This window comes from Serratia sp. TSO36, assembly GCF_057808395.1.
On record NZ_JBJZOU010000027.1, the window covers coordinates 44,478 to 58,316 of the forward strand.

Here is a 13,839-nt window from a genome sequence, read left to right on the forward strand (position 1 = left end):
TATTGTATTGTTTGAAAGTAGATTTCTTAAAAAACAGGATGCATCAAAGAGTCATTCTTTCAATTATCCCGATATATTCTTTTGACAGCCGTATCACTTCATCTTTTTTTAGCGCTGCCATATGATAGTTAAAGCAAACATTTAGACATTCTCCTTCATGAATAGACAATGTCATATCGACTTTTGCGAAGTCGCTTTCTACCGCTTTGACGTCAATATCAACTCCACCACAATTGACCGGTGATGGCATCGCACTTAAATAGTTAAAACAGACCGGCGCATACAAGAGATCCATCCAGCCATGCGCGCGAATGTCACTATTCAAAATATCATAAGGTATCGTTTGATTTTCCAATAACCCATACACTCTTTTTCGACAACGATCTAAAAGCGATCCGATATCATCTTCAGGACTGCACTTATCGTAATAAGTCACTCTATTTACGAAACAACCCAACAGCGAGGTTTCTTCATAAAGCATGCGATTGGAGACAGGGATGCCAATTGGCACATGGCGATAACGCGTAAAAGTATTTAGCAACACATTGAATGCCGTCAGCATACAAACAAAAACTGTGGTTTGGTGGCTTCTCGCAAAGGCCATGAGCGATTGCGTCAACGCTTTCGAGATCGTAAACCACACATTTTTTCCTTCCAACGTATCTCGGGGGGAGAACAGGGAAGCATCTGCGCCGGTCTGTACGTAATGAGCAAAAGTTTCCAGCCAAAATTCTCTTTCCTGCGGGTAGCGCGTCGGCTGGATGCACTGCTGTTGCCAGCAACGATAGTGCTGATACCCCTTGCCTTGGCCTAGCTCAAAGCCACGATCGCCCGCGCGGTAGGCCTGAAAATAAGCAATGAATTGCTTGAAGAATAAACCGATAGAGTCATGGTCAAAAACGGTGTGGTGGACCTGTAGCAAGAGAATGTGCCGGCTCGCCGATAGGGACATGAACCGGATATGAATGAGCGGCATGAGTTCAAGATCCATCTCGGGTACGCCGGCGGCGGCCAACAGCCCTTCGTCGCTCAGCTCATCGAAAGTGCAGATCTCCGCCGCGCACTCCTGGCGCACGATCTTCAAATCCGACGCGGGATAGTCTCCCTCACTGCAACTAACGTTGTTTAGATTAAAGCGACTGCGCAATACTGGATTATTCTTCAAGATCTGCTGAATACTCCACTCCATGGCGGAAATATCCAGCGGCCCACCGAAGGCCAACCTAAACGCAATCTGATAAGCGCCAGGCGCCGGGCTGATTTGATCTAAAGTTAAAAAATAGCGCTGTTCACTAGAGATAGACGGGAGCCTAAAATCATTTTCAAGCACAACCGGGTCAGTATCATTGACATAGTAAGGCACGATAAACGATAGCAGATGAGGCGTTGCATTATCGAAAAACAAGGTGTAATCAATATCGCTAAATAATCGGCGCTTAATTAATTGCCTTATCTGAATCACCTGCAACGAACCGCCACCCAGATCAAAGAAATTATCATCTGCGCCTAAGTCACAGAAACCTAATGCCTCCTGGAATATATCAATGAGTTCTTGTTCCAATTCGTTGGCGGCGGGACGAAAAGCATAACTCAGCGCAGGGCGTGATGGAACGGGTTGGGGCAATCGCTGGAGGTCCAGTTTTCCGTTAGGAAGTTTTGGCATGGTTTCGACAAAAATAAAGTGCGAAGGAATCATGGCTGCCGGTAACGTCAAACGCAAAAAATTCCTGATTTCGTTCGCCGAAATAGTCCCCTCAGATTCCGGAACCAGGTAAGCGATCAATCGTATGCCCCCCGTGCTTTCCTCTGTCTTCCGCACCAAGGCGTGTCTAATTCTGTGATCTTCACGTAAGGCGATTTCAATCTCTTCCGGATCGATTCGCACTCCATTTATCTTGATCTGGCGGTCGATGCGCCCCAGATAGACAATCTCGCCATGCGAATTGAATTTTCCCAAATCACCGGTTCGATGGCCACGATAGCACGCATGATCGATTTCCTGCGTAAAGAAACGTTGGTGAGTTAATGTATCGCGATTGAGGTAACCGCGCGCCACGCCTTCCCCAACAATACAGATTTCCCCACACTGATCGCCGCTGACAGGTGAACAGTCATCATCAACAATCAGTATTTTACTGCCTCGCAATGCCTTACCCAGAGTGACCGCCTTCCCTTTTTCCAAACGAGCGAAAGAGCCGTTTGCCGTCGTTTCCGTAGGGCCGTATAGGTTATACACCGTTGCGTCTGGACATTGCGCAAAGGTTCGCTCTTTTAGATCAAAGGGAACCGGCTCACCGGAAAGAAATACGGTTGTTGGTAAACGCGACGCGCCGCCTGCTTGACGATCGTAGCGCAGCAACGCATCCCATACCGTCGGCACACAATAAAGCGCTCCTGAAGGATGTTGTTCGTACCAAGTCAGCAATTTTTCAGGCTCATGCAAAATATTGGCAGGTAAAATATGCAACGTATCGCCACGCAGCAAAGGGGCATAAAGTTGCGTAACCGCAGCAGCAAAACTCAAGGTTGAAGTCAGCGGTAATACTGCCTGAGTTTCAGGCCAAAGTGCTTGGTTGAACCAATCCAGGTAATAACTCAAATTCCCGTGCTCAATGACAACCCCTTTTGGTAACCCGGTAGAGCCTGAGGTATACAGCACATAAGCGATATCCGTTTTCTGTACCACGGGCAGGCTTATCGTAGCCGGCATATCTGCATAGGCGATATCCTCTAACGCCAACGTAGAAGGGAAATTTTTTCCTATCCCCGTTTTACGCATGATGGAAACCGTGGTCAGCAACAAAAAGGCTGCAGCGTCATCGAGAATTTTTAATACTCTCTCGTTAGGCAAAAAATCTGATAAGGGAATATAGGTGTAGCCCGCTTTGAGAATTGCCAACAGCACCACAGGCATCATTAGACCTGGCTCCAGATAGACAGCAATTCTTCCTCGTGGATGCATCGGATATTTTGATAATAAATAGCGCGCTAGTAGATTGGACTGGTATTCAAGCTGGGCATAACTCAACGTTTGCTCGCCAAAAACGACTGCACGCTTAGCCGGTCGTTGGGTTGACCACGTCGAAATGGGTTCAAAAATAGGCTTTCTGTCATTCATAACAGCTCCTTCCATATTTTCCGCCTAAACTCAACAGTAAAATCCAAAGAAACTCAGGTTCAAACCTCGGTATGTTTTTTGATCAAAAAAATGCCCGAAGGTTGGCCATCAGATTCTTAATAAAGCTGGCGTTTTTTTTGCAATCAAAAGACAGTCATTACGACAACTGACATATGCAGAGGAAAGCATGATCGCGCAGTCTTGCCACGATTCATCTGAAATTTAAAATAACCTAGCCTATTTAATATCTCTAAATAGTTATAATTATGGATAATTCCTACTGAATGATTACGTCAAGTAATTAGTTAGGAATAATAATACCATGAGAATGATACTCAAAGACCAAAATGATTCAATTTGTAAAATATAAAAATTTTCGCATGATTAATCTGATTAAAATTTAACCGATATAATCGCAATAAGTTGATTTTAAAAAAAAATAAAAAAACAACTTAATCAGAAAGCATTTGTTACATATGATATTTACTTTTGATTTTTTTGGCATTTGACAGAAGATAAAGTTAAACAAACATAAACAAATTGCGGTGTGAAACTCACTTTTAGAATAGGGGTATAAATATAAAACCGTGATGCAATCGACATTTTATCAAATCGTCTAAACAATTATTTTTGTAATTATTAACATATCAATATCTGGGTATCGAGATAAAATCGTCGCATATATTCTCACTGTTAATGCATAACCATGTTACTGACGGGTGATAATTCAACGTTCCCTTTGTATTACCCCTTTCCTTGTCGCTACATGATCAATCCTGCTTCAATGCTCACTTCACAGGACGTGACAGCGTTTGCGCTCAAAACCACCCGCACGGATGGCCATGCCCTTATGGCCGCTAATGCTTACTTATTCCCGCAGGAGATTCCCGTTATTTACTCCGTATATTACGAATAAATATCCAAAATCTGGCGGCAGGTTTTAAAACATTTTAGAACGTTTCGTCACGCTCATTCAGGTGTAGCCAACGCTGAACTTAACAACAGCGAACAAATGATAAAAGATATCCGCTATTAACACCGAAAATGGTCTACTCTGAGCGTTAATTTTCCCTATAGATTGCGAGCCGGAATGCATGCCCAGAACAGCCAAAGCCGTTGACGTCCCCGCCCTCGGCGAGCTCGATCGTCAGGCGGGTCAACTTAGCCACCAGCTGGCGCAGGCCCTGCGCCAGGCCATCCACCGGGGCGATCTGAAAGCGGGCGACCTGCTGCCTTCGACGCGTCGGCTGTCGGCGGCGCTGAATCTGGCGCGCGGTACGGTATTGGAAGCATTTGCTCAGCTGACGGCGGAAGGCTTTCTCGAACCGCAGCCCGGCTCCGGCACCCGGGTCGCTCACTATCAGGCGCCGCGCCGCACGCCGCACGCCAAGGTGCAGGCGAGCCCGACGGTAGCGGTGCCGCTTTCTTCACAGGCGCAGCATCTGGCGCGCTTTGCCGCCCAGGCGCGGGCGCTGCCGCCGGTGCCGTTCACCGTCTCGGTGCCGATCGGCGATACCGCGCCCGACGATATCTGGCGGCGGCTCGGCAACCGCATCCGGGCGCGCGGCCCCGGCGCCCCGTCGGGCTATGGCGATCCGCTGGGCGCGTTGCCGCTGCGCGAAGCCATCTGCGACTATGTGCGCCGTTCCCGCTCGGTAAACTGCACGCCGCAGCAAATCCTCATCACCTCCGGCACCCAGCAGGGGCTTTACCTGGCCGCGCAGATCCTGTTGGACGCCGGCGACAGCGCCTGGGTCGAAGATCCCGCCTACGCCGGCATTACCGCCATTTTCGACAGTCTGTTTCGCGATCGGCGCATGATTAGGGTGCCCGTCGCCGACGACGGCATCGACGTCGCCGCCGGTATCCGTCTGGCCGCCGACGCCCGCGCCGCCTTTGTCACGCCGTCCCATCAATATCCGCTGGGCATGCCGATGAGCATGGCGAAAAGAAGCGCCCTGTTGGGCTGGGCCAAAGAGCGGCAGGCCTGGATCGTGGAAGACGACTACGACAGCGAGATGCGCTACGCCGGCCACCCGTTCCCTTCGCTGCAGGGGCTGGCGCCCGAGCGAACGCTCTATCTCGGCACCTTCAGCAAGGTGCTGTTCCCTTCGCTGCGGCTGGGTTACGCCATCGTGCCGCCGCCGCTGGTCGACGCCTTTTGCGGCGCCAGGATCCTGATGGATCGCCATCCGCCCAGCGCGGATCAACACGTGCTGGCCGCCTTTATCGCCGAAGGGTATCTCGACCGGCATATCCGCAAAATGCGCGGCGTCTACGCCGAGAAACGCCGGGTGCTGATCGAGGCGATCAACACGCATATCCCCGCCGAATTGGGGAGGGTGCAGCCCTGCGATCAGGGCATGCACATGGTGCTGTGGCTGAGGAAAGATCTCGACGACGTGCAGGTCGCCCAGCAGGCCAACGAAGCCGGATTGGCGCTGCGGGCGGTATCGCCGATGTATGCGCCCGGCCACGGTGAGCCGGGTCTGGTGCTGGGGTTGGGCGGTTACGATGACCGCCAGGTGCAGCAGGCGGTGGAACGGCTCGGCGAGGTGATCCGCGCCTGCGCCCGCCACGGGGCCTAGCGAGAAAAGCGCTTGGCGCCGAACACGCAAACCACCACGCCGGCCATCACGGCGATCATCATCGGCTGGACGGTTTCCTGCAGCAGCCAGCCCGCCAGCGCCAGGCCGAAGAACGGCTGCAGCAGCTGCAATTGCCCGACGGCGGCGATGCCGCCCTGCGCCAGGCCGCGATACCAGAAAATAAACCCAATCCACATGCTGAACACCGAGACGTAAACCAGCGACAGCCAGGCGGCGCCGCTGACGGCAGGCCAACCGGCCGGCGCCGCCAGCCAAGTGGCCGCCAGCGTCAACGGCAACGCCGCCACCAGCGCCCAGGAGATCACCTGCCAGCCGCCGATCCGGCGCGACAGCACCGCCCCTTCGGCATAACCCAGGCCGCACAGCAGCACCGCACCGATCATCAGTGCATCCCCCTGCCAGCCGCCGCCGCTCCCCTGGCTTAGCGCGAACGCCCCCACCAGCACGGCACCGACGCCTGAAAAAGCCCAAAAAGCAGGCTTGGGCCGTTCTCCGCCGCGCAAAACACCAAAACCGGCGGTCGCCAGCGGCAGCAGGCCGATGTACACCAGCGAATGCGCCGAGGTGGTGTGCTGCAGCGCCAGCGCCGTCAGCAGCGGAAAACCGATGACCACGCCGAGCGCCACAAACAGCAGCGGCGGCAAATCGGCCCGCGTCGGCCGCGCCTGCCGGGTGATCAGCAGCGCACACAGCGCCAGCAAGGCGGCGATCGCCGCCCTGACCGCCGTCAGAAACAGCGGATCGAGCTCCAGCACCGCCACTCGCGTGGCGGGCAGCGAGCCGCTGAAAATCATCATGCCGAGGAAGCCGTTCATCCAGCCCTGGGCCGAATGCCCGGCGGCGGGATGTGCAGGGGTAACAACGAGAGTTTTTTCAGACTGACTGTCCGTCATGTGAACGCTCCGCACGCCTGAGGCATACCGAAATCGGCAACCCGCGAGGCGATGTCATAGTGAAAGAGAACATCGTTCCCCGGCGTTGCTTGCCGGGGCCAGGTTCTATTTTTCAGATAAAGCGGTTCACAGACAGGTCCAGATAGCGAGATTTTCACTGTGCCGGTTAGCAAAGCGCGCCGCTAACGCCAAAGAAGGGCGTTTTTCGGGCTGTCCTTGGCCGTTTGGCGGCTCTGCCTGCGGGGTATCATGGACTTTTATGCGTTTTTGCAGAACAGGACAAGGTGCGGTGCCGTGGTGAAACCCTTCTTACGCAGTGGCAGTTTGGATGATGTGCTGGCTTTAGGCGAAAACGGGCAACCGGTCTACGCCTGCGCGCAGCAGCTGCGGGAAACCCTGCGTCTTCGCCGGCAGCAGCAGGCCGCCGACTGTCTGGCGATCCCCCAGCCGAACGAAAGCGGCACCCGCATCGACTGGTATGCGCCCTTCCCCGGCAAGGTCACCTCCTGGCTGGCGGCGAGCGACACCCAGCGCGCGCAGGCGGTGCGCCACCTGGAACACTGCCTGACGATCTTCCGCAGCCTGACGGAACAGGCCCAGGCGACCGATCACCCCAGCCATCGCCTGTTCGGCGCGCTGCTGGCCAAAGCGATGCACATGCCCGACCCCAACCACGTTTACCTGGTGGACGATCGGCCGGTGCTGACCTTCTGGGGCTTTATCAAGCCGCAGGCGCAGAGCCCGGACGATCCGTTGGCCTGCCTGCGCCCGATCGAATCGGAAGTGGAAAAACCGGCGCCGATCGCCGCCGCACCGCGCAAGCCGGCCGTTGCCGAACCGGTAAAACCGGCCCCGGCCGCCGAGCCTGAACCGGCGCCCGCCCCGGCAGCGCCTATCGAATCCCCTGCCGTCGTTCGCCCGCGCCGGCGCTACGCTCTCTGGCTGTTGCCCGTACTGCTGCTGGGCAGTGCGGCGCTGGCCGCCTGGCTGCACCGCTCGCCGCCGCCGCAACCGGCGAGGCCGGCGGAGGTCCAGCATCCGGCGCCGCCGGAAAAAACCGCCGCGCCGTTGCCCAAGCTGCGCTTGCCGCTGGCGCACGCGACGCTGATGCCGCCGCCACCGGCGCCGGTTATCCCGCAGCCGCTGGACAAACATGCGCTGGTGCTGCCGCCCGAGGCGGTGAAGGCCGGCTCCACCCGTTTCCTTAATGGCAAATGGCGTGCCACCGTGGCGCTGAAAGACCCGATCACCGGCAAGCGCCCCAGCCTGCAATACCGTCTGAACGGCGGCAAAGGCAGCGCCGTTATCGCCTACGGCGACGGCGTCAGCTGCCGGGTGGCGGTCGAAGCCGGGCTGATGCAGTCCGGCAATCTGGTGATCAACAGCCGCACCAAGGCGCGCTGCAGCGACGGCAGCCGCTACCAGATCCCGGAGATCGTCTGCCGCCAGGGCGAAACCGGCGCGGCGGAGTGCACCGGCCGCTACGATGCGGACACCACCTATCCCATGACGTTCAAGCGCGAGAGTAAATGATGCTGGCACCCCTTACGGACTACAAACACGGCATTACGCTGATTCAGGACAGCGGCATTCAGTTTCTGGATTTTGCCCTGACGCCGCTACTGGACGCCGAGTTTCCCGGCAAATTCGTGCGCAAGACCGCCAGCGGCCCGCTGCTGCGCCTACAATGGGAGGCCGAGAGCGGCAAATACCAGCTGCCGGCCGTGGGCGACCAGGCCGCCGAAGTGGTGCGGCCGGAGTTCAGCTATCCGCTGCAGCAGTCGCTGCACCTGCTGGATAAGCTCTGGTTGCCACTGCCCTGCTTGCGCCACACCCCGGCGGGCCTGTTCTTGTCGGGCCCGGACAACTGGGCGCGCCTGCAGGTGGTGCAATTGGATGAACCGGATCAGGACGGCAACCTGCTGCGCGTGGTGCTGGCCTTCGACACCCGCGCCGCGGCGCCCGGCCAGGAGGCGCTAGCGCCGGGCGAAAGCGATCTCGGCACCGATCTCCGTTTCGCGCTGGCGCACCGCAACCACGAGCTGGGCGAGTTCCTCGATCTGACCTGGGTGGACGGCTGGCTGCGCGAGGCGTTCAGCCAGCGCGCCGCCGAGCGGGAACAGCGTGCCGAAGTGGAGATCAACGCCGGGCTGAAAACCTTCGAGTATCAGGCGCACTACCTCAATCTGTTGCACATGCTTGGCCATCAGCTGGCGGTGCCGCAGATAAAGATGGTGGCGGCGACGCTGCAGCAGCCGGCGATCGACGTCGATCTGGTGCTGGACGTCGGCAACTCGCACACCTGCGGCGTGCTGGTCGAGGATCATCCGGAGGAGAGCAACGGCCTGAAGCAAACCTACGAACTGCAGCTGCGTTCGCTGTCCGAGCCGCACCGCGTCTACAACGAACTGTTCGAGAGCCGGGTGGAGTTTTCTCGGGCCGGCTTCGGCAAGCCGCATCTGTCGTTCCAGAGCGGGCGCGACGACGCCTTCCAGTGGCCGTCCATCACCCGCGTCGGCCGCGAAGCCGCACAGCTGGCGCAGCGGCGAACGGGCCATGAAGGCACTACCGGCATTTCCAGCCCGCGCCGCTACCTGTGGGACGAGGAGCGCTATGCGCCCGGCTGGCGCTTCAACGAGCAGCACGAGCCGATGGCCGCCGCCGCGCCGTTGACCACCCTGATCAACGACGAAGGCGTGCCGCTGTCCGCCCTGCCGACGGCGCAACGGCTGCCGGTGTTCGCCGCCCATTACAGCCGCAGCGCGGTGATGACGCTGATGCTGAGCGAGCTGCTGGCGCAGGCGCTGATGCAGATCAACAGCATCGCCCAGCGCAGCCGCATGCCGAACGCCGCCGCGCCGCGCCGTTTGCGCGCCATCATTCTGACGCTGCCTTCGGCGATGCCGAAACCGGAGCGCGAGATCTTCCGCCGCCGCATGCAGGAGGCGATCGGGCTGGTGTGGAAGGCCCTCGACTGGCACCCGCAGGATGCGCCGTTCGACGGCGCGCACGCCCGCTTCCCGGCGCCGCAGGTGCAGATGGAGTGGGACGAGGCCACCTGCGGCCAGATGGTCTATCTGTACAATGAAACCCAGGTGAACTTCGCCGGCCGCACCGACGCCTTTTTCGCCGCCATGGCCCGGCCCGACCGGCCGCTGGCGCCGGATGAGCAGGCGGGCAAAACGCTGCGCATCGCCTCCATCGACATCGGCGGCGGCACCACCGATCTGGCGATCACGCACTATTCGCTCGACGACGGCGTGGGCAACAACATCAAAATCAACCCGCGCCTGCTGTTCCGCGAGGGCTTTAAAGTCGCCGGCGACGATATCCTGCTGGACGCCATCCAGCAGTTTATCCTGCCCGCCGTGCAGCAGGCGTTCGAAGCCGCCGGCGTAAGCGCCGCCCCGGCGTTGATGGACAGGCTGTTCGGCAACGAAGGGCGTATGGACGGGCTTTCCACCCTGCGCCAGCAGGCCGCGCTGCAGATTTTCATGCCCGCCGGGCGCGCGCTGCTCGGCGCCTATGAAGAATACGACCCGCTGGACAGCCGGGCGGAAATCGCCGCCAGCCTGGGCGATTTGCTGCCGCAGCCGCCGACGCCGCAGGTGCTGGCGTTTATCAACGGCGAGGTGCAGCGCGAAGCCGACAGCGACGCCTTCGAGATTCTGCACACCCCGCTGGTGATCCGCCTGGCCGATCTGCACGCCGCCTTCTTGTCCGATCGCATCGGCATCGGCCGCTGCCTGCGCCTGCTGGCCGAGGTGGTGGCGCTGTATACCTGCGACGTGCTGCTGTTGACCGGTCGCCCGGCGCGTTTCCCCGGCGTGCAGGCGCTGCTGCGCCACCTGCAGCCGCTGCCCGCCAGCCGCATTCTGCCGCTCGAGGGCTACCACACCCGCAGCTGGTACCCGTTCAACAAACGCGGTCGCATCGACAACCCGAAATCCACCGCCGCGGTGGGCGCCATGCTGTGCCTGTTGGCGATCGACCTGCGGCTGGAGAGCTTTTACTTCAACGTCGGCGATTTCCAGCCCTACTCCACCATTCGCCACCTGGGCATGCTGGACGGCAACAACATGCTGGCGGACGATAACGTCTATTACCGCGACATCGATCTGGATCGCGCCGACTTCGCGCTCGACCCCGCCGGCAGCTTCCAGCTGCGCGGCCCGCTGCGCCTGGGCTTCCGCCAACTGGACAACGAACGCTGGCCGGCCTCGCCGCTCTATACGCTGACCATCAATGACGCCCAGCTGGCGCGCAAACTGGCCGGCGACGCGGTGATCACCCTGCGGCTGGCCATTACCGCCAGCGCCGAACAGGGCGCGGAAAGTGTCAGGATCGCGCAGGCGTTGCTGGCCGACGGCAGCCCCGTCCCGGCGCACCATCTGCAACTGAAACTCAATACCCTGGCTGCCAGCGCCTCCGGCGCGACCCACTACTGGATAGACAGCGGGAGCATTTACCCACGATGAAAGCTATCACTACCGCCCAATCGGCCCCGAACCACGCACTCAGCGCCGGCATTCTGCAGGCGATCGCCTGGGTGGACGCCGCGCGCCGGCAGTCCACCCGTTTGGAACGGGAAGCCGATCGCCTGACGCTGCGCCTGCGCCGTTGCCATAACCGCGCGCTGCAATTGGCGAAGGCGCAACCTGAGCAAGTCGCTATCGGCCTGTACGGCCACAACGCCGCCGCCAAGGCCCACCTGCTGGCGGCGCTGGCTCCCGGCGCAGAAAGGCTGCACGGCGACGCCGCGCTAGCGGTGCGTTACTGCGCCACCGCGCCGACGCCGTCCACCGAGTATCCTCTCGCCCTCGCGCTGCTCGATGAAGCGCAGTGGCTGGCCATCACGCTCGACGCCGCCGCGATGGGCGGCTTCCGGCTGGACTGGGACGCCCGCGCGATCGCCGGCCATCTGCAAGCGTTGGCGCGTCACCGCCAAGCCATCGGCCTCGACGGCCTCAGCGACAGCGATGTGCTGGCGCTGTGGGATAGCCAACGCCGCCACGGCGACAAGGGGCAACAGACGCTGGACAGGCATTTCTGGCCGCAGGCCGTGGCGCTGGCGCCGCAGCTGAGCATCGACGATCGCGCGCGCCTGTTTGCGCCGCTGTGGGGAGAGGAAACGACGCTGACGGCGCATTATCGCCAGCTGGCGCACACGCTGCATGCCCTCGGTGGCAGCCGACAGGTTCATGCTCCGCACCGCGCCTTACCGCTGCTGACCGCGAGCGCCGCAGCAGAAAACGCCGCGATCGTCGTGATGGCCGAACACGGCGGTGAACGGAAGATCGCGTTGAGCGATCTGACCTGGCTGACCGCCGAAGTCACCACCGTTCTGCCGCAGACGGCGCAGGCGGGCCTGCCCGCCGACGTGGCGCTGATCGACCTGCCCGGCAGCCGCGCCTGCCCGCAGGCGGAACCGACGCAGCGGCTGCAACAGGCGAAACGCGCCCATTTGCTGACCCGCTGCGCAGACGGCCTGCACGCCAACCTGCTGCTGGTGGCCGATGCCGCCGCCACGCCGCAGGACGCCGCCCGCGTCGGCCAGGCGCTCGCCAACTGGGTCAACCAGACTCAGGGAGAAACCCCGGCGCTGCGCCAGCGCCGCAAACCCGGCCTGATCTGGGCGATCACGCCGTTCGATCAACGCGGGGAAGGCAAAGCGCGCCCCGACGACGCCGTACAGCGCCAGGTCGGCGAGCCCGGCGACAGCTGGGCCACGCTGCTGGCGCTGGATGAACAGGATTGCCGCCGCATGGTAAGTTACCTGGCCACCCAGGCGCGCCCGGCCCAGAAGCAAGCGCGCCTGCTCGAACAGCGTGAAGAGTTGCAGCGTGAGCTGACGGAAAGCCTGCTCGGCAACTGGCTCACCGCCGCCGATCCGCACGCGGCGCAGCAACGCGGCCAACAGCTGCTGCGCGCGCTGCAGGCGCAGGCCGGCCGCCACGGCGAACTGCTGGAACGGCTGTTGCCGCAGCGCGATACGTTGCGCCAGCTTTATCAGCAACAGCAGCACGCCGCACCGACCCCGACGACGACGCCTGTACCGTTCGGGCTCGACATCGATCTGTTCGGCGCGCCGGAAACCCCGGCATCCGGCGAGCCCTCCGCGTCGCCCTTTGCCGCGCGGGTATTCGCAGATTGGATCAACCATCTGCGCAGCCTGCCGGACAGCCGCCGGTTGCTGGAGCTGCTCGGCGTCGAAAAGCCGCACCTGGAACTGCTGGTCGATGCGCTGATCGGCGCCGCCTGCCGCCTGCGGCTCGATGATGAGCTGGAACGCGCGCTGTGCGCCGGGGGCCTGCCGGAACAGAGTGAAGATCGGCAAATCAGCCAGGCGCTGGCGATACTGGGCGACTTCGTCGCCTGGCTCGGCTTCCAGCGGCGCGATGCGACAACGCGCCCCGAGAGCCGCGTCAACCCCGGCCAGCCGATCTTTACCCCGCCGCCGCAGCCGGCGGTGGACTGGAGCAGCCAGCAGCGGTTAACCCGGCTGGCGCCGACGCCGACCAAAAACACCGCGTTTTATATCTATGACTGGCTGATCGGCCTGCAAACCCTGCTGGCGGAGAATGCGGCGACGGAAAGCGCGCTCGGCGAGGCGCAGCGCGCGGCGTTGGAAGAGATCGTGGCGACTCTGCGATAAGCGGCGGCTCTGGCAGCAATAGGGGGCGAAAACAGGATAAATCGGGCGTTGCCGATTATGCTGATGAGTAACGCAGCGATTCTGGGAGAAAATCATGCCCCCTTTCAGCCTGAAGACTATCGATCATGTAGTTCTGCGCGTGCGCGATGCGGAAAAAAGCCTGCGGTTCTATACCCAGACGCTGGGTTGCAACATCGCCAAACGGCGGCCCGATTTGGGGCTGGTGCACCTGCGCGCCGGAACGGCCATGATTGATCTGGTCGACGTGAACGGCCAGCTTGGAAAAAAAGGCGGCGACGCGCCCGATCCTCACCGGCAAAATGTCGATCACCTCTGCCTGCGCATCGATCCTTTCAACGAAGTCGAACTGCTGGCCTATCTGCGATCGCAGGGGATCGCCGTCGAGCCCGCTGAATCGCGCTACGGCGCGGAAGGCGACGGGCCGTCGGTTTACTTCAGCGATCCGGACGGCAATCGCATAGAGCTTAAGGGGCCGGCGGCCGATTAAATCACGGTGTGTTCCGGATGTCGGATAATCATAAAATAGCCTTCTAAATCGGCCTA

General features: G+C 60.1%; 7 protein-coding genes. 5 read left to right on the plus strand and 2 right to left on the minus strand.

Features of this window, described 5'->3' with window-relative positions; all coding sequences use genetic code 11:
* Positions 1-43: 43 nt before the first annotated feature.
* Positions 44-3,118 carry an AMP-binding protein gene (locus ACK3CV_RS23865; RefSeq protein ID WP_164040135.1) on the minus strand — a complete coding sequence of 1,025 codons (3,075 nt, stop codon included), beginning with the start codon at positions 3,116-3,118 and terminating at the stop codon, positions 44-46.
* A gap of 1,094 nt (positions 3,119-4,212) precedes the next feature.
* Here ACK3CV_RS23865 and pdxR point away from each other — a divergent pair.
* Positions 4,213-5,706, plus strand: a complete 1,494-nt coding sequence (gene pdxR / locus ACK3CV_RS23870; RefSeq protein ID WP_164040134.1) for a MocR-like pyridoxine biosynthesis transcription factor PdxR — start codon at positions 4,213-4,215, stop codon at positions 5,704-5,706.
* Here pdxR and ACK3CV_RS23875 read toward each other — a convergent pair.
* The gene (locus ACK3CV_RS23875) at positions 5,703-6,620 is read right to left on the minus strand and encodes a DMT family transporter (RefSeq protein ID WP_424540216.1); all 918 of its coding nucleotides are present in this window, start codon (positions 6,618-6,620) and stop codon (positions 5,703-5,705) included. The genes pdxR and ACK3CV_RS23875 overlap by 4 nt on opposite strands.
* A gap of 294 nt (positions 6,621-6,914) precedes the next feature.
* Here ACK3CV_RS23875 and ACK3CV_RS23880 point away from each other — a divergent pair, with 294 nt between their 5' ends.
* The 4 genes from ACK3CV_RS23880 to ACK3CV_RS23895 all read left to right on the plus strand — a co-directional run bounded on the left by ACK3CV_RS23880 (position 6,915) and on the right by ACK3CV_RS23895 (position 13,783).
* Positions 6,915-8,153 (plus strand): SrfA family protein, encoded by a 1,239-nt coding sequence (locus ACK3CV_RS23880; RefSeq protein WP_164040132.1) that lies wholly within the window; start codon positions 6,915-6,917, stop codon positions 8,151-8,153.
* Positions 8,153-11,098, plus strand: coding sequence for a virulence factor SrfB (locus ACK3CV_RS23885; RefSeq protein ID WP_033654509.1), 2,946 nt, complete (start codon positions 8,153-8,155; stop codon positions 11,096-11,098). The genes ACK3CV_RS23880 and ACK3CV_RS23885 overlap by 1 nt, the downstream gene beginning before the upstream one ends.
* A complete protein-coding gene (locus ACK3CV_RS23890) occupies positions 11,095-13,275 on the plus strand; it encodes a virulence factor SrfC family protein (protein ID WP_164040131.1) in 2,181 nt (726 codons plus the stop codon). The genes ACK3CV_RS23885 and ACK3CV_RS23890 overlap by 4 nt, the downstream gene beginning before the upstream one ends.
* Before the next feature lie 94 nt (positions 13,276-13,369).
* The gene (locus ACK3CV_RS23895) at positions 13,370-13,783 is read left to right on the plus strand and encodes a VOC family protein (RefSeq protein ID WP_164040129.1); all 414 of its coding nucleotides are present in this window, start codon (positions 13,370-13,372) and stop codon (positions 13,781-13,783) included.
* Positions 13,784-13,839 lie beyond the last annotated feature (56 nt).